Raw genomic sequence first — 20,255 nt, forward strand, 5'->3', positions numbered from 1 at the left:
CGCTGAACGCGGCTGCGGCAAAAGATATATGAGCACCGAAACCACAAATTCCGCTATTACCGAACGGTAACCGTCAAACGGTTGAGTCCGAACCGATCAGGAGTGAAATCGTGTCACCCGTGACTGAAGCAGTGAATGCCACCGAGGCCCCCGCGTCCAATGGGGCGAACCTGTCCGACATCACCACGGAAGAAATTTTCGCCGGGCACCTTGGCGGCAAGCTCTCGGTCGAACTCACCGCTCCGCTCGACACCCAGCGCGATCTGTCCATCGCCTACACCCCGGGCGTGGCGCAGGTCTGCCGCGGCATTCACAAGGACGAGAGTCTGGCCAAGACCTACACCTGGGCCGAGCGCCTGGTCGTGGTCGTCTCCGACGGCACCGCCGTGCTGGGCCTGGGCGACATCGGCCCGCGCGCCTCGCTGCCGGTGATGGAGGGCAAGGCGGCGCTGTTCAAGAAGTTCGCCGGTCTGGACTCGATCCCGATCGTGCTGGACACCAAGGACGTCGACGAGATCGTCGAGACCCTGATCCGCCTGCGCCCGAGCTTCGGCGCGGTCAACCTGGAGGACATCTCCGCTCCGCGCTGCTTCGAGATCGAGAAGCGCGTCGTCGAGGCCCTCGACTGCCCGGTCATGCACGACGACCAGCACGGCACCGCCATCGTGGTGCTGGCCGCCCTCAAGGGTGCGGCCGCGGTGCAGGGCCGCGACATGTCCGGCCTGAAGGTCGTGGTGTCCGGCGCCGGCGCGGCCGGTGTGGCGTGCACCGACATCCTGCTGGCCGCCGGGGTTTCCGACATCGTCGTGCTCGACTCCAAGGGCATCGTGAGCCGGGACCGTGCCGACCTCAACAGCGTGAAGGCCGAACTGGCGCAGCGCACCAACCCGCGCGGTCTCACCGGCGGCGCGGCCGAGGCGCTGGCGGGCGCGGACGTGTTCCTGGGCCTGTCGGCGGGCACCATCGCCGAGGAGCTCATCGCGTCGATGGCTCCCGAGTCCATCGTGTTCGCCATGTCGAACCCGGACCCGGAGATCCACCCCGAGGTGGCCAAGAAGTACGCCGCCATCGTTGCCACCGGCCGCAGCGACTTCCCGAACCAGATCAACAATGTGCTGGCGTTCCCGGGCGTCTTCAAGGGCGCGCTGGACGCTGGTGCGCGCCGCATCACCGAGGGCATGAAGGTGGCCGCGGCCGAGGCGATCTTCAACGTGGTGGCCGGTGAGCTGTCCGTGGACAAGATCATCCCGAGCCCGCTGGACCCGCGGGTCGCCCCGGCCGTCGCCGAGGCCGTCGGCAACGCGGCTCGCGCGGAGGGTGTGGCGTAGCCACTCACCGAGCGACGAAAGGGGCGCTTCGTCGTAAGACGAAGCGCCCCTTTTCTTATTGGACTAGACCGTGGCCGAGACCTTTTCGAGGTCGGGGGTGACGGCATTCTCGTGCCAGCCGGGCGGGCCGAAGATATATCCGAGACGGCCGCGCCAGGTTCGGGCAGTCCGGACATCACGGACCAGATCGACGAGTTCGGTGTAATTGACCTTGATCGGATTGTCGGTTTCGATGTCCTTGGTCAACCCGTAGCGAATCGGTTCGGTTTCCGCGGCGAAGCTGCCGAACAGGCGATCCCAGATGATCAGGATGCCACCGTAATTGGTGTCCAGATATGGCTGGTTGGAGCCGTGGTGCACGCGGTGGTGGGCCGGGGTGTTGAACACGAATTCGAGGGGCCGCCACAGGGTTTTCACGCGCTGGGTGTGGATCGGGAACTGGTAGAGCAGCCCCAGCGACTGCAGGGCGAACACCATCCAGGCCGGGAAGCCCAGTAGTGCCGCGGGCACCCAGCACAGGCCGCGCACGATATTGGCGGCCGGATGCGCCCAGGGCAGCCGGATGGCGGTGGAGAAGTTGAAGAACCGGCTGGAGTGGTGGACGCTGTGCGAGGTCCACAGCAGCCGCACCCGGTGGTCGGCCCGGTGCGCCCAGTAGTAGCAGAAATCGGTGACGATCAGGCCCAGCACCCACACCCACCAGTGCGCGGGTGACAGGTGCAACGGGGTGAAGTGCGCGGCCAGCACCACGCCGGAGAACGGAATCACCTGCGCCAGAATCGGTTTGGCAATGCGGCCGAGCACGAAGGTGGCGATGTTGGAGGTGGTGTCGCGGCGGTCGATGCCATTGGCCGGGCGGTCCGGGTCGCGCCGGTTGTCGATCCATTCGATCAACATGAGCAGCGCGAACGCCGGCAGGGCGTAGATGAACAGATCGGCATTCACGGGCGTGCTCCTCGGCGGGGCGGTCGGGCTGCTGACATGTGCTCGACGCTAGTTCGGCGGCGCGCGCGGATCGTCGCGCCGGCGGGGGATTGCGCGTCCCCCACACGGGGGACGGCCGGTCCCCGGGGTACCGTGCGGCCATGGATGTGACCAGGTCGCTGGCCCGGCAGTCGCTGCTGGTGGCCGCCGTCGCGGCGGCGCTGGACGGCGCCCAGATGGTGATGTGCGGGGCCTTCGGCGCCGCGCCCGCGCTGGCCGCGATCCTGACGCTGGCCACGGTGGCCGCGGATCTGGCGCTGGCCGCGCCCGCCTCGACGGCGGCCGCGGTGGCGATGGCGCAGGTGGTGGTGAAGGTGGCGGTGGCGCTGTTCGCCCACCACTACGGCATCACCGCACGGGTTTTCGATGTCGGCTTCCTGGTCGCGGGGTATCAGGCGGGTGCGTGGCTGAGCGGGATCAGCTCGGTGCTGACCGTGCTGCTGCTGGCCGGCGGCTCGCTGACGGTGAACCTGGTGGCGGCCATCGCGGGCGCCAACAATCCGATCCGGCTGGCGATCTTCGCGCTGGGCGCGGGCGTGGTGCCCTGGCTGGTGGGCCGGTACACCGCGGCGCGCGGGGCCTATATCGCGGAGCTGGAGCAGCGGGAGAGCCTGCGGCAGCAGGAGCAGCGGGCGGCGCTGGACCGGGCGCTGGCCGATGAGCGCGAGGCCATCGCCCGGGATCTGCACGACGTCATCTCGCATCATGTGAGCGCCATCGGGATTCATGCCGGGGTGGCGCGAATGGCGCTGTCCCGCACCGATACCGAGGCGGCGGCGCGGTCGGTGTCCGCGGTGGAGTCGAGCAGCCGCGCCGCCATGGTGGATCTGCGCCGGCAGCTGGACCTGCTGCACGGCCGCGACGACGAGGGCGAGCGGCAGCCCGGCCTGGCCGATATCGAGGATCTGGTGCAGCGGGTAAGGGACGCCGGATTGACTGTGCACGTGACGGTTTCGGGTGAGCCGCCGGTGCTGCCGGAGTCGCTGGACGTCATGCTCTACCGGGTGGTCCAGGAGCTGCTGACCAATGCGCTGCGGCACGGGCGTGATGCGGCCGCGCTGGAGATCGGTTATCTCCCGGGCGCGGTGGAGTTGCGCGAGACGAATCCCATTGCGGCCCTGGAGAGCACCACCGGGGTACCGCGCGGCCTGGACGGGATCCGCCGCCGGGTCGAACTGTTCGACGGCACCGTCGCCTACGGCGCCGACCCGTCCGGAACCCGTTGGGTCATCCGGGTTTCCGTGCCCGTTGGGACCGCATGATGCCCATGGGGACCGCACAGCCGATCGGAGCCGTATGAGCATCACCATCCTGATCGCCGACGACCACACCGTGTTCCGTTCCGGTCTGCGCGCGGTGGTGGACGCGCACCCTGATCTGGAGTGCGTGGCCGAGGTGGGCGACGGCCGCGCCGCCATCGAGGCGGCCGCCCGCACCCATCCGGACGTGGCGATCCTGGATGTGCGCATGCCGAAGCTGGACGGGCTCGCCGCCACCGCCGCCATCGTGGCGGCGGGCGGCACCCGGGTGCTGGTGCTCACCACCTACGACAGTGAGGCCAACCTGCACCGCGCGCTGTCGGCCGGGGCCAGTGGCTTCCTGCTGAAAAGCCTTCCGCCCGAAGAACTCGTAGCCGCCATCCGGGTGGCCGTGCGCGGCGACGCCGTCATCGATCCATCCATGACGCGCCGCCTGGCCACCCGCCTGGTGACCGGCATCGCCCCGCCGGTCGAGCCACCGGAGCTGGCGCAACTCACGGCCCGCGAACGTGAGGTACTCCTACTGGTGGCAGATGCCCGCAGCAACAGCGAGATCGCCGCCGCCCTGGGCGTCGGCGAGGAAACCGTCAAAACCCACGTCTCCCGAGTCCTCGCCAAACTCGGTGTGCGCGACCGCATCCACGCCGTCGTCTACGCCCACCAACACGGCCTCGTACACCCCAACCGTCCCCACTGACGACATCACGGCGCTCCGCCGGTTGATCGTCCGAGCGGTCGTGCTTGGCCGGGTCGGAGTGGGTCACCTCAGCTTGCGGCGAATGACGCGGTTCTCGAACATGATTCCGCCGATCAGCATTGCAAAGAGCACCGTGAAGCCGAGCCACATTGCTGTTGCCTGACCGATGGCACCCGCCGCCAGGATCGCCGCGAACGAAACGAGTAGCCGCCACGCTCGAACCAGAAACACAACCCACCCCCACGTTTTCGATGATCTTGCCAGCTCGATCCTAGACATGTTCTGGCACAAGGCAACTCGCATCTGCCGGCCACCGCCATCGAGGAGGGCCGGGACCTGTCCTCGATGGCGGTGGCCTGGCCGACAGCTCCTATCGTCTGCTGCCGGCCCGACGGGCCGGCCTCACTTCAGGTGCCGGGCGAAGAACCGGCTCCCTTCATCTGCCTCGGACGCCGGGACGCCGGTATGCCCGCCCATATTGGCGTGCAGCGCCTTCTCCTTGGAGCCGAAGGCGTCGAACAGGTCCAACGCCAGCTGCCGGTCGTTTCCCTCGTCGTCCCACTGCAACAGGACCTGCAGCGGAATGGTGACCTGCCGGGCCTCGGCGAACATGCTGCGGGGCACGAAACTCCCGGCGAACAGGCGGGCGGCGCAGATGCGCGGCTCGACCACCGCCAGCCGGAGGCCGAGGGCGATCACCCCTCCCGAGTACCCGACCGGGCCGCCGATCTCGGGCAACGCCAGGAGGGCGTCCAGGGTGGCTCGCCACTCGGGAACTGCCTGTTCGACCAGCGGGAGAATGAGACGTTCGACGATTTCGTCGGTGACCGGTTCGCCGGCCTTCAACGCCCGGTGCAGGTCGGTGCGAGCCTGATCGGTGACGGCGGAACGGGGCCGGTCACCGCTGCCGGGCAGTTCGATTGTGGCCGCGGCGAAGCCTTCCGCCACGGTGTGCCGGGCGCGGGCCACCAGTCGGGGGTACATCTTCTGCAGTCCACCGGGGTGGCCGAGCAGGATCAGCGGGGTTGGTGCGGATGCGGATCCGGGCGTCCACAGGATGCCGTGGATCTCGCCGAGAGTGAATTCACGCTCGAGGACGCTGTCGTCGTCGAGGCGCTGTTCCGAATTGAATTGCACGGTCGTGCCTTTCGGGAGTGCTCTTGAACGGCGCTCCCGGACGACCTATCGCCCGACCGTGACCCCGGAGGGGAGCACCCATGTCGATATTGCGTTCACGGGTACCACCTCCTCGTTCTCTGGCACGGCCTTCAGGAAAGTAGCAGTGGTCGCCGTGGTCCGCCAACTGGTTTTCGCGGAGGCTCGGTGGCCGGATGCCACGGAGCGAGATCAAGGCTCTGGTACCGCACGTTTCGGGGCTGCCTGGGTGTCGTGGGAGTGTGATGACAAAATCCACCCGTGTCAGATGATCTGAGTGCCCGCGGCCATACGCACGTCCGGGTGCTTGCTGGGGCAGGCGCTGCCGGTGAACCTGTCTACGAGGTACTTCCCGCAAAGCTTCTGGAGCACAACGACTATGAGATTCTCGGCAGTCCCGGCCTGACCTACGATTTCGCCGCCGGAGACCATCTTCGCGTCTTCGACGACGGCGGTTTCGAGGTACTGCGCCGTGGGGGAAACCTCTGCCTGAGGGCCTACCCGACGGGTATGCCGCCCTCCGATGTCGGGATCAGTACTCTCACTGCGGGATTCGAGCGGCTCGGCGGAGTGGTCGAGATGCCGCCCGACCGACGATTCATCGTGATCACAGTTCCGGTCGCGGTCGGTTTTCCTGCGATAGAGGATGTAATCGAGGGATGGGCGACCGAGCACGGCTGTGCATGGGGGTACGGCAACGTCTACGACGAAGACGACAACCCCCTCGGCTGGTGGATCAACACCTGAGCCGCTCCGATGTACGGCATTCGGCATCAATGAGTGTTCGGTCTGGGGATACGGACGCCAGCGGCGCGGAGCCTGTTCTCGAAAACCGCGGCTGCCCGCATCGTGGCGGAGGTCTGCGCTTCACCGTGCTGAGCGATCATCGTGTACCGGGTTGCGGTATCCGTGCGAGCTTGCAGGGCGGTCACGACTTTCAGGTGTTCGGGATTGGCGAGGAAGTGGTCGGCCATGTCGGTGGCGAGCTCGGCGCCGCGCGGGTCGTCCGGTTCCCAGGTCTTGGACTCGGCGGCGCGCTTGATCAAGGCGACGTAGCCGGGGTCGTCGAGGGCGTGGTCGAGATGAATGAGATAGTCGTCGAAGCCTTCCGGGACAAGGGCTTTGGCCAGCACCCAGCCTTCCCGGGCAGTCGCGACCTCGTCTGCGGGGAACCCGAGACCGGTCATCCGCTCCAGGAGCGCTACAGCGTGGTCGCCCAGCAGTGCCCGGTCCCCGTCGGCGAGCCGGTGCAGCGTGTCACGGCGCGCGATCATTTCCTCGATCCGTTCGGTGAGCCCGCGTTCGACGTCGGCGAGCGCGGCGGCGAACCGGTCGGCGTCGGCGTCGAGCAGAGGCCCGATCTCGGCCAGCGGTACCCCGGCGGCGGCCAGCGTCCGTACCTGTACCAGCCGCAGCAGATCGTCCGATCCGTACCGCCGGTAGCCGGAGCTGTCGCGGTCGGGCTCGGCGACCAGGCCGAGCTTGTGATAGTGCCGCACGGTCTTGATCGTGACGCCGACGAAGGCCGCCGCCTGCCCGATCGTGACTCCGTTCCTCATGGGATCAGCCTGCCCTGCGTCAAATCAGGCCCAGCGCAAGGGCCGCGGTACCGAGCGTCGCCACGATCGAGGTCACGCCGACGTGCATCCCGATCGAGAGCCGAATGTCCCTGTACCGCCAGGCGAACCAGTACCCCGGGAAGGTGAAGATCACCCGAGAGACGAACACCCACGGCGACCACAGGTGGTACAGCGCGAACAGCACGGTACTGACCACCGGCGCCCAGGCGCGCAGGTGGGCGATGCGGGGCAGCAGGAAGCCACGGAAGTACAGCTCCTCGATGAGCGGCAGCGAGATCCCGGTCAGCGGCAGGCAGATCACCGTCGTGGTGAGCAGAACCGAGTGCGAGTATCCGTGGAGATCGAGGTAGGTGTTGTTACCGCTGCCCCCGGTGTTCGCGTACGGGAGCCAGGTGAAGAAGTGCTTGAAGAAGTTGTTCAACGGGGCCAGCGCGACCCCGAACACCATCATCCACCCGATGAGTGCGGTGACCATCGCGATGAGCTTGCCACGCGGAACCGGCTTGTCGGTGTAGTGCAGCACGCCGTGTAGCGCGAAGCGGCCGTTGCGCTTGTGGCCCAGCCACAGCAGCCCGGCTTGGATCGGTATCAGGATGAGGCACAGCGCGATTGCCCAGCCCAGGAAGGCCGGGCAACCGATGGCCTTGGCGAATGGTTCGCCGATGAGCAGGTAGGCGCCGACGATGAGGACGCCGGGGACAAGGTGCAACGCGACGGACAGTGGCAGGGAATGGCGGTCGTCGAGCAGCCGCTCGACAATCCGGGGCAATCGCGTGCCTTCGATGGTGTACATAACGAGAACTCCTCGAACAGTTCATGAATGGGTATGCGGGATGAGTTGGAAAGCGCACGAGAGGGGGCCCGGCGGGCTCATTGAGCTCGCCGCGGCCCCCTCGCGGTCCATCCGAGGCGCGACAGGATCAGTCGCCCGCCGGGTCGTGCAGATCGCCGTCGCTCAGGCGCTCGGCTGAGCGGGATCGGCCCGGCCGCCGCAGAACACCTCGTTGACGAGGCGCTGCTGTGCCAGCTGGAACGGTGCCGCGATGGACATGGCGGAGTCGTCCACGCAGGTCAACGAGGCGGTCATGGTCTTGCTGCCGTCGGGCGTGGCATACATCAGTGTCGCGTAGCCCGCGTGGCCGCCGTTGTGGGTGATGACGGTTCCGCCGCAGGGCGTCTCCTGCACGAACACCCCCAGGCCGTAACCCATGCCCGGAATGCCCGTCGGGAACGGCGTGCGCATCTCCGAAAGCAGCTCGGCAGGAAGGAGTTTCCCGCTGTTCAGAGCGGAGATGAAGGTGGCCAGGTCGCGGGTGGTCGAGATCATGTCACCGCCGCTGGGGTTCCAGGACGGGTCGTGGCGGGTGACGTCGACCGTCTTCTCCCGGCCTTCCTCCTCGTACCGGTAGTAGGCGTGGGCGTGCGGCTCCGGGACCTCGGGGCCATCGGGCACCACGGTGCCCGACAGCGCGAGCGGCTCCAGGATCAGCCGCCGCATCTCCTCGGCGAACGAGCGGCCGGCGACCTTCTCGATCAGCAGCCGGACCAGCGCGTAATTCGTATTGGAGTAGCTCCAGCCGGTGCCCGGCTCGAAACGCGGCGGCTTGGACAACGACAGCTCCACCAATTCCTGCGGCCGATAGGTGTGGAAGCGGTCGTCCACCCACTGCTTCCCCCAGGGCGTGCCGGGCGCGGGGATCCCCGCCACGATCGTCCCATCCGCGTAGAGCTCGCCGGTGAAGTTGAAGATCCCGCTGGTGTGCTGCAACAGCATTCGCACCGTGATCCGCTCGTCCAGCGCGAACTCGGGCAGATAGGCCACTGCCGGGGTGTCCAGCCCGATCTTGCCCTCGGCCACCAACCGCAGCGCCAGGGCCGCGGTGAAAGTCTTTGTGTTGCTCGCGATGCGGACATGTCCATCGATCGGCGGCGTCGCGGCCCCGCCCAACTCGGCCACTCCGGCGCTATCGGCCCACTCGCCACGCTCGTCGCGTACGCGCACCGACACTCCGATGAAACCGGAATCGACGATCTCCTCGATCGCCTTCCGCAACTCCGGGCGATCCTGCCCGGCGGCGGCGTCCAAGGCAGCGGTGATCTTGCGGGCCATCTCGACCGCGGTGGAACCGGCACTGGCCGAATGGATCTGAGCGGCTTCGACAGCCAGCAGGATGGTGCCGCGGAAGTTCTCGGACTCCGCCGGAGCCTGCTCGCCGAGCACCCGCATGGCCGCGGTCAGAGCGGGCAATACCCGGTCGGCGAGGTCGGCGACGGTCCTGCCCGTCAGTTCGATGTCCTTGGTCCTCGCCGCGAGCACGTGCCCGACCAGGCCGGTCGCCGACGTCAGGGCGATGACGGCATTCGCGGCGGCCTTGTGGGGCGCGCCGGTGGCGGCCGCCATCAGGGACACCGTGCCGTAGGCGGCGGTCCGCAGGGTGCTCTTGTCCTGGTCGGAAAGGATGATCGTCATGGTGGTCCGCTCCTCGAAGCTGTGGTGTCCCGTCGGCGTCGTGCCGCTGCGCCGAGCTTCCACCTTGACCTCGGGTCAACCTCAACTGCGATCTGGCTCACAGCAATCCATCCAATGCGGCATCGACCGCACACCGCAGTACTTCCGACTTCGGGCTTACCCCGGCCGATTTTCGGACGGATCCCACCCGTGACGCGACGCACGAAACCCGGCAGTTGCGAACGTTCCGCGGGCCTTGGATCGTCACGGCCAGTTGATCTTCCGATGCCACGCGCTGGCCGGTTCGGTCAGCGTGCCATGCGGTGGGAAGAGGGCGTTGGGCTAGACGTTGCCTACCCGTATTTTCCTGGTAGGCAACGCTTGCCGGTGATCAGTGGCCTGTGTGGACGAGGTTGTCGTCGATGAGGTGCAGGCGGCGGGCGAGGTCAGAGACGAAGATCCGTTCGGGGTCGATACTGTCGCGGACGCGCCGCCATTCCTCGAGCCGCGGATACATCGCGCGGACCATTTCCGGGGTGGTGCGGGAGTCTTTGGCGAAGTACAAGCGTCCGCCCGCGTCGAGGACCCGCTGGTCGAGTTCGGCACAGAATTCGCCGAGTCCGGGTTTGAGTGGGAAGTCCAGGCTGAGCATGAACCCTGGGTGCGGCCACGACAGTGGGGCCGGGTTGGCGGCGCCCATGCGCTTGAACACGTTCAGGAACGACCGGTGGCCGGAGTGCGCGATCGCGCGCACTGCGGCCGCGAGCTGTGGTTCGGCGCCGAAGGGCATGGAGAACTGATATTGCAGGAACCCGCGGCGGCCGTAGGCGCGGTTCCATTCACCCAATAGATCCAGGGGGTGATAGAACTGCGTGAGGTTCTGGATGCGCCCACGCGCCCGCCTCGGATACACCCGGTGCGCGGCTTCGGCGGCGATGCGGATGGTGAGGTTGTTGACCATGCCGTTGGGAAAGACGTCGGGCACCGTGAGCAGTTGGGGTGCATCGAATTTCAGCGGGTCGCGGCGCAATTTGGGCGGGAGCTGATCCAGGGTGGCCAGGGAGCCGCGGCTGAAGCCCGCGCGGCCGAGTTTCGGGCCGGTGCTGATGGTGTCCGGGACCGACATCGAGTATTCGTAGCCGTCATCGGAGCCGCCGGTGAGCAGTTCCATGGTCTGTTCGAGATTGTCGGTGCGGTCGTTGTCGACGAGGAAGTACGCGGTTTCGGTGTGTTTCATCCGTACCCGGGCGCGCACGACGATGCCGGTCAGCCCCATGGCACCCACGGTGGCCCAGAACAGATCCGCGTCGGTTCCTGCGGGAGTGAGGGTGCGTAGCGTGCCGTCGGCGGTGAGCAGTTCCATCGAGAGGACATGGTTGCCGAAACTGCCATGGGAGTGATGGTTCTTGCCGTGGATGTCGGAGGCGATCGCGCCGCCCACGGTGACTTGACGGGTGCCGGGGAGGACCGGAACCCACAGGCCATGGGGCAGAGCCGCTTTCATGAGGGTGTCGAGGCTGACGCCGGCGTCGATGTCGACCACGCCGGTGTCGCGGTCGATGTGGTGGATGCGGTCGAAGGCGGTCATGTCGACGACCAGGCCGCCGCCGTTCTGGGCGGGATCGCCGTAACTGCGACCGAGCCCGCGGGCGATGACCCCGCGCGGTCCGGCAGCGCTGACGGCTTTGGCGACCGTGTCGAGGTCGGGAGTGGAAAGTACCTGCGCCACAGACGATGCGGTACGGCCCCACCCCGACAGCGGGCGTTGATCGATCATCGATCCCCCTTGGATGAAATTCACCTCGCCACGGTAGCCGCGCTGCAAACGACGCTGCCAACACCACTGATCGGCCACCGGTTTGACCGCTGGGGATCGAGCCGCAAGCAGCACGACAGTGCGTTCATTTGCGACTCATCCTCGTGGCGAGTCGAGATGCGGGCTGGTGCTACAGCAGGTGTCGGAGCAGTTCGGCCCGTCGGCCGGCGCGACGTCGTGCGCTGTCGGGCTCGTTGCCGGAACCGCTCAGATCACCTGGGACAAGTGTGGATTGCCAAGCTGTTGGCCCGTTGACTGGGTCGGTGCAGTTGCTCAGGGCGTCGAACAGCCAGTGGTGGGCCTGCCCGACAGTGACACGAGTTCCGAGGAATTGACCGGTGAGGGCCCAGTACCGTCGAATGCGATGGTCGCTGTCGGTCGCGTCGATCAGCAATTGCTCTCGGAAACGAGGAGTATCGCGTTCACCGCGTGCACCGGCGTGAGCGCCGACGAATCGATCGAGTTCACCGCCGCCGTGTGGCTGCACTCCTTCCATGACCAGTGACACCACATCCACCAGAATGTCACCCACATCGGTGTACAAGCCGCGACGGTCACGGATCAGCTCCGGTTGGCCTCGCCAGAGTTGCTGTCGCACTACGCTGTCCATCGCGGGATCACTGACGAGGGCTGCCAACTCGGCATACGCGACAACCTCCTCGACAGAGGGATCGCCCGGCGGTTCCGGAACATTCCAGTAAACGTAGATATCGAAGTCGCGCTGCGGTATCGGTGCGAGGACACGCCGCCAGAATCGGAGGAGGTAGTCGTGTGCCGCATCGCCATCCTCCACGGCGGCCAGCACCGCCATTTGCTGCGCCAGCTGCGCCGGTCCGGCTGCGCCCAGGGCCCGCAGCGATGCGCGCCGCCAGGCCAACGACCTGAATTCGGCATCGACTCGTGCGCTTTCGGCAGCGATCGCCTCAGCGATCGACCGCTTTGCGTGGAGCACATCGGAGATCGAACCCAGGCCGAGACCGAGCGCGCGCAGCCGCCGAACCAGCAGCAGCCGATCAGTCGCGATCTGCGCATCGAACATCCGATGCCCACCTGAACTGCGGCACGATTCCAGAATGCCCTCGTCGCAATAGAACCGGATCGTGCGCACCGCCATCCCGGTCCTGCGCGCCAACTCCCCGATACTCACCACCACGCGCGGCTGCATACCGTCTCTCACGACCTGCTGAACCTCCACCCCGGTAGAGCATCCAGCGTAGCGTCGCGATTTGCGCTATCTGGCTGCCCATTACGTCGTCTGGCATCACACCGCATCGGACGACAAACTTCAGATCTTCGACGAGCCCGACCTGCACAGTGCCTGAGTTACTACTGGCCTGTGGCTGATCCGGCCAATGCCCTGAACTCGGCATAGTGCGTTCGGTAGGTGCGCGGCCGCTCGAGATGATCTCCGCCCGTGGATCTTCGGGTGTGCCGCGTGGCCGGTCCGAACAGCGCGGCGGTTGCGGATTTCACTATCGGGTGGCTGCGAGGTGTTCTCCGTAGAACAGCATCAGGCCGGTAGCTGCGGAAATTGCTGTGAGCAGCCAGAATCGGATGGATACCGTGGTCTCGGGCCAGCTGCTGAGTTCGAAGTGGTGGTGCATCGGGGCTATGCGGAACAGGCGGCGGCGAGTGGTCCGGAAGACGACGATCTGCAACAGAACCGAGAGGATCTCGGCGCAGAACAATGCACCGATCACGACCATGAGCAGTTCGGTGCGGGTCGTGATGGACAGCCCGGCCAGCAGCCCACCCAACGCCAGCGATCCGGTATCGCCCATGAAGATCTTCGCCGGTGCCGCGTTCCACCACGGGAACCCGACGCAGGCCCCGCCCGCCGCAGCGCTGACCAGGGCCAGATCGAGCGGGTCGCGAACCGTGTAGCACCCCGCGCCGGGGCGTGTCGTGCATGCGTTGGTGTACTGCCAGAACGTGATCAGCACATAGGCGCCTAGAGTCAGGCCCATCGATCCCGCGGCCAGGCCGTCGAGCCCGTCGGTGATGTTCACCGCGTTCGACCACGCGACCACCATGATGCACACCGCCAGCAGGAACAACGCCGGGACGAACGACAGCCAGCCGACATCGCGCAGGATCGACAAGTGCCTGCTGGCCGGGGTCAGTCCGGTGCTATCGGGGAAACGCAGTGCCAGTACACCGAAAATGATCGCGGCACCGAATTGGCCGACGTACTTGCCGCGGGCGGTCAGCCCGAGATTGCGCCGCTTATAGAGTTTGATGAAATCGTCGAGAAATCCGACCACACCCAGCGCGGTGGCCAGACCCAGAACCAGCAGTCCGGAGGCGGTGACTCCGTATGCGGATGTCCTGGGCCGTATTTGGTCTCGTTGCCGGTTGCGCCCGCTCTGTCCGATTCGGACCGCGCGAAATGCGGCTTCTCGGCCGGTCGCATGGGAAACGGGAGTGCAGCGACTTCGAACTGCGTGTGGCGTACCACACACCATTGAATTCGACGTCTAAGGTTCTGACTCGGTCCGCCCATCAGGGGTAGCTGAGTGGAGGGTTCGACGAATGACGTTCGGGAAAATCACCGCTGTCGTTTTCATGGCAATCTCGGCCGTGGGTATCAGTGCGGCGACCGCTCATGCAGAGCCGGCCCTAACGGAACAGCCGACTGCGGAGGACACGACTTCCGGCGTGGATCATGGAATCAATTACCAGATCACCGTTTCGCCAGTCGACAAGGCAGTTGTCGCCACTGTCGAGAATGGCAAGTTCGAGGTCGCGCAGAACGGTGCGGTGGTGCTCGAGTCCGGCGATGGAGCGGCGGTGACCGAAGTGCCGCAATCGCTCGCGGTCGACGGGCGTTCGATCGCGATTGCGCAGCACATCGGTCCGGACGGCCGCACCGTGACGCTGACGCCGACTCCGACGGCAGAAGATATTGCGCAACTGAAGGACATCAACTCCTACGACCGGCTCAAGGAGCAGGTCAACAAGAACCTGCCCGGCATCGCCGTCGGCGCCATCGTGGGCGGCATCCTCGGGGCGATGATTCCCCTGATCTGGGGTCTCAGCATCCCCGTGGGTGCGCTGATCGGTGCAACCGTGGGCGGATACGTCATGGGTGGCCCGGACTTCATCGACGCCGTACAGGGGTGGGTCACCAACCAGCCGTGATCACGGGCAGGTGAAATAGCGGCCAACCGGTCGATTCGGGCAGCCGCAGCCCCGAAGCGCTCGACCCTGACCAGGTGCGGTGATGGATTGCCGACGGCCGGCCACCGCGGAGTCGGCGGATCCACGAGTCGCCCACGGGCAGTTGTCCCGTGGGCGACGCTGTGCAGTGGCGGGGCTCAGTCCTCGATCGGCACCGGGGCGGTGTCGATCCCGGTCCGGTTCAGCGTCGAGTTGCGGTAGCCGAAGGTGGTGTAGAGGGCGAGACCGAGGAGCAGCCAGACGACGAAGCGGATCCAGGTGACGATGTCGAGGTGGCTGATGAGCCAGATCGAGAAGCCGATGCCGATGAGGGGGACGACCGGCACCCAAGGGGTGCGGAAGGTGCGGTCGGCGTCGGGTCGGGTGCGGCGCAGGCGCATGATGCCGAGCGCCACCACGATGAAGGCCATAAGGATGCCGACGTTGGTGAGTTCGGCGGCCTCGCGGATCGGGAGGAAGCCGGCGATGAGCGCGGAGACGACGCCGACCGGCCAGATGACGCGGGTGGGCACCTTGCGTTCGCCGGTCTTGCCGAAGTAGTTGGGCAGCAGGCCGTCTCGGCTCATGGCGAAGCCGACGCGGGTGACGGCGAGCATATTGGCGAACGCGGAGGTGGTGACGCCGACGACCGCGCCGACCGCGATGACCAGGCCCAGGATGCCCATGCCCACGGTGTCGAAGGCGCTGGAGAACGGCGCGGCCACATCGATATCGGTGTAGTTCACCATGCCGACGATGACCAGGCACACCAGCAGGTAGACGACCGAGGCGATGCCGAGACTGATCAGGATGGCCTTGGGCAGCAGCTTCTTGCCGTCCTTGGATTCCTCGGCGGCCGCGCTCATGGCGTCGTAACCGTAGACCGCGAAGAACGCCAGTGCCGCACCGGAAACCGCGCCGCCGACCCCGAACGGGAAGAACGGCGTGTAGTTGCCCGCCTTGATGTGGAACGCGCCCGCGACGACGACAATGGCCACGATCAACACCTTCACCGCCACCAATCCCGTTTGCACACGTGCGGATTCACGGGTACCACGCGAGAGCAGATAGGCCAGCAGCAGGCAGAGAACGACCGCGAACAGGTCGATCTTGCGGCCCTCGCCGGTGCCGGGCGCGCCGAGCGCCCAGGTCGGCAGATCGAATCCGATGTAATGGGTGATGTAGTTCAGGTAGCCCGAGACCGCGATCGCCACCACCGACACGATGGCGGTGTACTCGAGCAGCAGATCCCAGCCGATCATGAATCCGATGATCTCGCCCAGCGCCACATACGAATACGTGTAAGCCGAACCGGCTTTCGGCACCATGCCGGCGAATTCGGCGTAGCAGAGTCCCGCCGCGCCGGAAGCCACGACCGCGATGGCGAAGGAGATCAGCACGGCCGGACCCGCCACCTGGTTGGCCACGACACCGGCCAGGGAGAATACTCCCGCGCCGACCAGACCGCCCAGGCTCAGCGCGACCAGTTGCCACAGGCCCATGCTCTTGGTGAAATCGCCGGAATCGGCATCGGTGACGGGCATTCGCCGCATGACTCCGGCGAGGGTGATGGGCGGGCGTGGGCGGCGGGTGACGACAGACATTGTCGCGCCTTTCAGGTGGTGATTCTTCAACTAGGGGTGGTGGACGGCGGGGCAGTCGCGAGCCTCAGAAGACGAAGCCCTCTCAGAAGACGAAGCCCTCGGGGAACGGATCGGCCGGGTCGAGCAGGTAATTGGCCGTGCCGGTCAACCACGCGCGACCGGTGATCTCCGGCACCACGGCGGGATGTCCGGCGACGCTGACGGTCTCGACCGCGCGGGCGTGGAAGGTGGTGCCGATGAACGAGTCGTTGCGCAGCACTTGCCCATCGGAGAGCAGACCGCGGGCGTGCTGGCGGGCCAGCAGCGCGGAGGTGCCGGTGCCGCAGGGCGAGCGGTCGAACCAGCCCGGGTGGATGGCCATGGCATTGCGGGTGTGCGCGGGTTCGGAGGCCGGATCCAGGAACAGGACGTGCTTGCATCCGCCGATCCGCTCGTCCTCCAGATGCACCGGACGCTGGAATTCATTGACGGCGGCCATGATTCGCAGGCCGGCGTCGAGGATCCGATCCTGTTGGGCGCGGTCGAACGGTATACCGAGCTTGCCGAGATCGACGATGGCGTAGAAGTTTCCACCGTAGGCCATGTCGTAGCGGACGGTGCCGATCCCGCGCACCTCCACCTCGTTGTCGAGGCTGTCGCAGTAGGCCGGGACATTGCGCAGCGCCACCGAATCGGCATGGCCCGCCGTGATATTCACGGTCGCGACGACGCGTCCGGCGGGAGTGTCCAGGCGGATCTCGGTGACCGGTTCGGTCACCGGCACCATGCCCGCCTCCACCAGCGCAGTCGCCACGCCGATGGTCCCGTGCCCGCACATCGGCAGCAGCCCGCTCACCTCGATGAAAAGCACCCCGTAGTGCCCGTCGGCGGTGGTGGCCGGTTGCAGGATGGCCCCGCTCATCGACGCGTGCCCGCGCGGCTCGTTGACCAGGAATTTCCGCAGGCCGTCCAGATTCTCGAGGAAGTAGTCGCGCCGATCGGCCATGGTGTCACCCGGAATCGGACCGACCCCGCCGGTGACCACCCGGGTGGGCATACCCTCGGTGTGAGTGTCGATGGCGGAGATGATTCTGCTGCTGTGCATCAGGATTGCCCTTCGGTGTCGAGTTCGGCGAGTTCGCGCAATCGCACGACGGCGGCCAGCGGACGCCAGGCGGGAGTGGCGGCGGCCAGGCCGGTGGGAGCGAGATCCGCTGTGCCGTAGCCGCATTGGCCGCCAAGGGCCGGATCGTCGGTACCGGCGGACTGCGCGGCGCGCAGGGCGGCGACGGCGGTCCCGCAGATGCGGCCCTGGCACGGCCCGAGCCCGGCGCGGGTGGCCAGTTTGGCGGCCCGGTAGCTCTCGCCCGCAGCGTCCGCCCAGGCCGTGGTCAGCTCCTCCCGGGTGGTGTTCTCGCACCGGCAGATCACGGTTTCGGGGCGGGACCAGGCCACCGCCTCGGTGCCGATCGGATGCGCGGCAGCGAGCCGGGCGATGAACCGCCGGGCGGTGCGGTGGCGGGCGCGCAGGCCGCGTTCGGCGCTCGGATCGCCACCCGCGGCCGCGATCCCGGCGACGACGCCCTCGACCGCCGCGACCTGCGCCCCACCGATTCCGGTGAGTTCACCTGCCGCCCAGACCATGTCGGCGCTCGTCCGCTGATCCCGGTCGACGCTGACGAACCCGTCGGCTGTCAGGCGCGCGCCCGCGGCCACCGCGAGTTCGTGCTGCGGGGTGAAGCCGTGCGAGACCGCGACCGCGTCCACCGCGATGGTCGTATGGCTACCCGGCACCGGTGCCCAGTCTTCGTCGAGCCGGGCCACGGTCGCCTCTTCGACCCGGCCGTCGCCCGCGACCGCGACCACCGCGGTCGAGGTGCGCACCGGAATTCGATGGCGCAGACCGGAACCCGCGTACTCGATCAGTTCGGCCGCCTTGCCGGCACTGTGTCGCAGCTCCCACGGCCGGGCGACCCAGTGCCGCAGGATCGCCCGGGCCGGATTGGCCTCGAGCACCGCCCGGACCCGCGCGCCGCCATCGGCCAGGGAGTGGGCGACCGGGAGCAGGAACGGCCCGGTGCCCGACACCAGCACGGACCGCCCGATGAGCAGCCGCTGGGTTTTCGCGAGGGTCTGCGCGGCCCCGCCGGTGTAGACGCCGGGCAGATCCCAGCCGGGGAACGGGCACACGCGGTCGTAGGCTCCGGTCGCGATGATCAGCGCGTCCCCGCGCACCGCCCGATGCGTACGGCGATCACCCTCGAGGCCGATGAGCAATCGCACTGTGGGACAACCGCCCTCAGGGTGGCGTTCGAGGTGGTACACCGCCGCACGGGCCAGATACTCGCAGCGCGGATGCTCGGCCAGGAGCCGGGCCCGGCGCTCGGCGGCCGCGTACCCGTGCCCGATGGCCAGCGGCCGGCGGACTCCGTAGGCCGCGGGTATGCGGCGGTTGTACTGGCCGCCGAGCGCCTCGTTGGAGTCGATCAGCGTCACCGTCGCGCCGTGCCGCAGCGCCGCTTCGGCGGCCGCCGTGCCCGCCGGACCACCGCCGATGACCACCACGTGCCGGTTCATCGCTCGCTCCCGCCCGCTCGGCTCTGACTGGTGACGGTGTCGCCGTCGCGCGCCGGGCGGCGGCACAGGCGCACGTCCGGCACGCCGTTGACGGTCGCCACGCAGTCGAAGCAGACGCCGATACCGCAGAACACGCCGCGGCCACCGCCGTCGCGCGCGGTGCGCCAGTGTGTCCGCCCGGCGGCGAGCAGCACCGTGGCCAGGGTCTGACCGTGCACACCCGCCACCTCGACGCCGTCGGCGCGGATGGTCAGCGGCCGGTCCGCACGGCCGAGGCGGTCGCGGTCCGGGGGAATCAGATTGGGGCTCATGGTGAGACGTACTCCGTGCTCGAGGTGATGACCGCCGGTCGGTCGACGGTGAAGGCCGCGATGTCGACCTCGTCGGGCCGGCCGGTGAGGGCGGAGGCGACCAGCTGCGCGGTGCCGGGCGCGAGCCCGATGCCCGCGCCCTCGTGGCCGGTCGCGTGCCACAGTCCGGGCAGGCGCGGATCCGGGCCGATCACCGGGAGGTGGTCGTCGACGTAGGGACGGAAACCGCCGTAGGCGCGCATGATCGCGACGTCCGCCAGCATCGGGAACAGGCGCAATGCCTTGCGCGCGATGGCGGCGAGGCTGTCGGGGCGGATCCGGTCGTCGAATCCGGCCTGCCGCCGCGAGGATCCGATCAGCAGCGGGCCACCCCGGGTGGACTCCACCACGGCCGAGGATTGCAGCGCGGTATCCGAACTGCCCACCGCGCCGACGTAATCCGCGTCGTAGACCTTGTGGAAGACGGTCGGCGGCAGCGGAGCGGTGATCAGCACATCGCCGCGGCGCGGTTTGACCGCGATCGGCGCGCCCAGCACCGCCGCCACCGGACCCGACCACGGCCCGGCGGCATTGATCACCACATCGGCGAACCGGTCGCCGCGCGTGGTCCGCACGCCCAGCAGCCGATCGCCGCTGACGATCGAACCGGTGACAGCGCACCGGGTTTCGACGATCGCCCCGTCCGCGGTCGCGGCGGCGAGCAGTGCCGAGGCCGCGCCGACCGGCTGGACCTGCGCGTCGTCGGGGTAGTGGACCGCGCTGCTCACCTCGGTGGTGAGCGCCGGCTCGGCCGCAGCGAGTGCGGCCGCGTCGAGATCGGCGCAGTGCACACCGACCGCGCGCTGGCCGTCGGCGAAGGCGGCGAGTGCGGACGCACCCGCGTCGGTGGTCGCTACGACGATGCCACCCTTGGGTTCCCACTCGACGGCCGCGACCGCACGGGGCAGCCGTTCGGCGATGCGCGCGAGCGTCTCGGGCCACAGCCGCCGCGACAGTCGCGCCAGCTCCAGCTCCGGACCGGGGCCCTTGTCCGAGACCAGCACGTTGCCCTCGCCGTGCGCCGTGGTCCCGGACGCCACCTCGCCCGCCTCACAGATCCGCACCGACAGGCCCGCCACGGCGAGCCGGTCGGCGAGCGCGCAGCCGATCACGCCGCCGCCGATGATCAGCACATCGGTCCCCCTCACGGACGATGTGCCGGACGTGTCGAATGTCATTGCGCCCGTGCCCCGTTCACCGATCGAGGCACACCCAGCGGATTGTCGTCGCGCAATTCCGGCGGCAACAGTTCCGGCGGCACCGACTGGAACACCACCGGACGCAGGAACCGGGCGATCGAGGCGGTGCCCACCGAGGT

Annotated in this window: 18 protein-coding genes and 1 pseudogene; 5 read left to right on the plus strand and 14 right to left on the minus strand. The window is 67.7% G+C overall.

Annotated features, from left to right (window positions below):
- The first annotated feature begins 110 nt into the window (after positions 1 to 110).
- Positions 111 to 1,328 carry an NADP-dependent malic enzyme gene (locus tag ACFXN1_RS27670; protein ID WP_379441107.1) on the plus strand — a complete coding sequence of 406 codons (1,218 nt, stop codon included), beginning with the start codon at positions 111 to 113 and terminating at the stop codon, positions 1,326 to 1,328.
- A gap of 63 nt (positions 1,329 to 1,391) precedes the next feature.
- Here the strand turns inward: ACFXN1_RS27670 and ACFXN1_RS27675 are convergent, their stop codons facing one another.
- Positions 1,392 to 2,273, minus strand: coding sequence for a sterol desaturase family protein (locus tag ACFXN1_RS27675; RefSeq protein ID WP_379444551.1), 882 nt, complete (start codon positions 2,271 to 2,273; stop codon positions 1,392 to 1,394).
- Between the two features lie 140 nt (positions 2,274 to 2,413).
- Here ACFXN1_RS27675 and ACFXN1_RS27680 point away from each other — a divergent pair, with 140 nt between their 5' ends.
- Entirely contained in the window at positions 2,414 to 3,574 is a 1,161-nt protein-coding gene (locus tag ACFXN1_RS27680) for a sensor histidine kinase (protein ID WP_379444549.1), read from the plus strand.
- A 34-nt stretch (positions 3,575 to 3,608) separates the two neighbouring features.
- Positions 3,609 to 4,268 carry a response regulator gene (locus ACFXN1_RS27685; RefSeq protein ID WP_379394021.1) on the plus strand — a complete coding sequence of 220 codons (660 nt, stop codon included), beginning with the start codon at positions 3,609 to 3,611 and terminating at the stop codon, positions 4,266 to 4,268.
- A gap of 63 nt (positions 4,269 to 4,331) precedes the next feature.
- On the opposite strand, the gene ACFXN1_RS27690 is transcribed toward ACFXN1_RS27685, so the two are convergent.
- Both ACFXN1_RS27690 and ACFXN1_RS27695 read right to left on the minus strand, forming a co-directional pair.
- Positions 4,332 to 4,499 carry a hypothetical protein gene (locus ACFXN1_RS27690; RefSeq protein WP_379394022.1) on the minus strand — a complete coding sequence of 56 codons (168 nt, stop codon included), beginning with the start codon at positions 4,497 to 4,499 and terminating at the stop codon, positions 4,332 to 4,334.
- 171 nt (positions 4,500 to 4,670) lie between these two features.
- Positions 4,671 to 5,405 (minus strand): alpha/beta hydrolase, encoded by a 735-nt coding sequence (locus tag ACFXN1_RS27695; protein ID WP_379444548.1) that lies wholly within the window; start codon positions 5,403 to 5,405, stop codon positions 4,671 to 4,673.
- 279 nt (positions 5,406 to 5,684) lie between these two features.
- Here ACFXN1_RS27695 and ACFXN1_RS27700 point away from each other — a divergent pair, with 279 nt between their 5' ends.
- Positions 5,685 to 6,170 carry a DUF4265 domain-containing protein gene (locus tag ACFXN1_RS27700; RefSeq protein ID WP_379444547.1) on the plus strand — a complete coding sequence of 162 codons (486 nt, stop codon included), beginning with the start codon at positions 5,685 to 5,687 and terminating at the stop codon, positions 6,168 to 6,170.
- 26 nt (positions 6,171 to 6,196) lie between these two features.
- On the opposite strand, the gene ACFXN1_RS27705 is transcribed toward ACFXN1_RS27700, so the two are convergent.
- From ACFXN1_RS27705 to mraY, 6 genes and pseudogenes are all read right to left on the minus strand, one after another.
- Complete coding sequence (locus tag ACFXN1_RS27705) at positions 6,197 to 6,982, minus strand: MerR family transcriptional regulator (RefSeq protein ID WP_379444545.1); 786 nt, start codon at positions 6,980 to 6,982, stop codon at positions 6,197 to 6,199.
- A 19-nt stretch (positions 6,983 to 7,001) separates the two neighbouring features.
- Positions 7,002 to 7,796 carry a CPBP family intramembrane glutamic endopeptidase gene (locus ACFXN1_RS27710; RefSeq protein ID WP_379444544.1) on the minus strand — a complete coding sequence of 265 codons (795 nt, stop codon included), beginning with the start codon at positions 7,794 to 7,796 and terminating at the stop codon, positions 7,002 to 7,004.
- A gap of 162 nt (positions 7,797 to 7,958) precedes the next feature.
- Positions 7,959 to 9,473, minus strand: coding sequence for a serine hydrolase domain-containing protein (locus tag ACFXN1_RS27715; RefSeq protein WP_379444542.1), 1,515 nt, complete (start codon positions 9,471 to 9,473; stop codon positions 7,959 to 7,961).
- Between the two features lie 370 nt (positions 9,474 to 9,843).
- Positions 9,844 to 11,229: an FAD-binding protein gene (locus ACFXN1_RS27720; protein ID WP_379444541.1), complete on the minus strand. Its 1,386-nt coding sequence runs from the start codon at positions 11,227 to 11,229 to the stop codon at positions 9,844 to 9,846.
- Between the two features lie 169 nt (positions 11,230 to 11,398).
- Positions 11,399 to 12,445 (minus strand): MerR family transcriptional regulator, encoded by a 1,047-nt coding sequence (locus ACFXN1_RS27725; protein WP_379444539.1) that lies wholly within the window; start codon positions 12,443 to 12,445, stop codon positions 11,399 to 11,401.
- A 295-nt stretch (positions 12,446 to 12,740) separates the two neighbouring features.
- Positions 12,741 to 13,589 (minus strand): annotated as a pseudogene (gene mraY / locus ACFXN1_RS27730) (phospho-N-acetylmuramoyl-pentapeptide-transferase); the annotation flags it as partial.
- Positions 13,590 to 13,800: 211 nt separating this feature from the next.
- Between mraY and ACFXN1_RS27735 the strand changes: the two are divergent.
- Positions 13,801 to 14,409, plus strand: coding sequence for a hypothetical protein (locus ACFXN1_RS27735; protein WP_379444538.1), 609 nt, complete (start codon positions 13,801 to 13,803; stop codon positions 14,407 to 14,409).
- A gap of 176 nt (positions 14,410 to 14,585) precedes the next feature.
- On the opposite strand, the gene ACFXN1_RS27740 is transcribed toward ACFXN1_RS27735, so the two are convergent.
- The 5 genes from ACFXN1_RS27740 to ACFXN1_RS27760 form a co-directional block, all read right to left on the minus strand.
- A complete protein-coding gene (locus ACFXN1_RS27740; RefSeq protein WP_379444536.1) occupies positions 14,586 to 16,031 on the minus strand; it encodes an amino acid permease in 1,446 nt (481 codons plus the stop codon).
- An 82-nt stretch (positions 16,032 to 16,113) separates the two neighbouring features.
- On the minus strand, positions 16,114 to 17,115 hold the full coding sequence (locus ACFXN1_RS27745; protein ID WP_379444535.1) for a proline racemase family protein: 1,002 nt from the start codon (positions 17,113 to 17,115) through the stop codon (positions 16,114 to 16,116).
- Positions 17,115 to 18,587 (minus strand): FAD-dependent oxidoreductase, encoded by a 1,473-nt coding sequence (locus ACFXN1_RS27750; RefSeq protein WP_379444533.1) that lies wholly within the window; start codon positions 18,585 to 18,587, stop codon positions 17,115 to 17,117. The genes ACFXN1_RS27745 and ACFXN1_RS27750 overlap by 1 nt, the downstream gene beginning before the upstream one ends.
- Complete coding sequence (locus tag ACFXN1_RS27755) at positions 18,584 to 18,898, minus strand: (2Fe-2S)-binding protein (RefSeq protein ID WP_379394043.1); 315 nt, start codon at positions 18,896 to 18,898, stop codon at positions 18,584 to 18,586. Before ACFXN1_RS27755 ends, ACFXN1_RS27750 begins: the two co-directional genes overlap by 4 nt.
- Positions 18,895 to 20,115, minus strand: coding sequence for an NAD(P)/FAD-dependent oxidoreductase (locus tag ACFXN1_RS27760; protein ID WP_379463700.1), 1,221 nt, complete (start codon positions 20,113 to 20,115; stop codon positions 18,895 to 18,897). Before ACFXN1_RS27760 ends, ACFXN1_RS27755 begins: the two co-directional genes overlap by 4 nt.
- Positions 20,116 to 20,255 lie beyond the last annotated feature (140 nt).

Source organism: Nocardia sp. NPDC059154 (genome assembly GCF_042755705.1).
Classification (GTDB): domain Bacteria; phylum Actinomycetota; class Actinomycetes; order Mycobacteriales; family Mycobacteriaceae; genus Nocardia.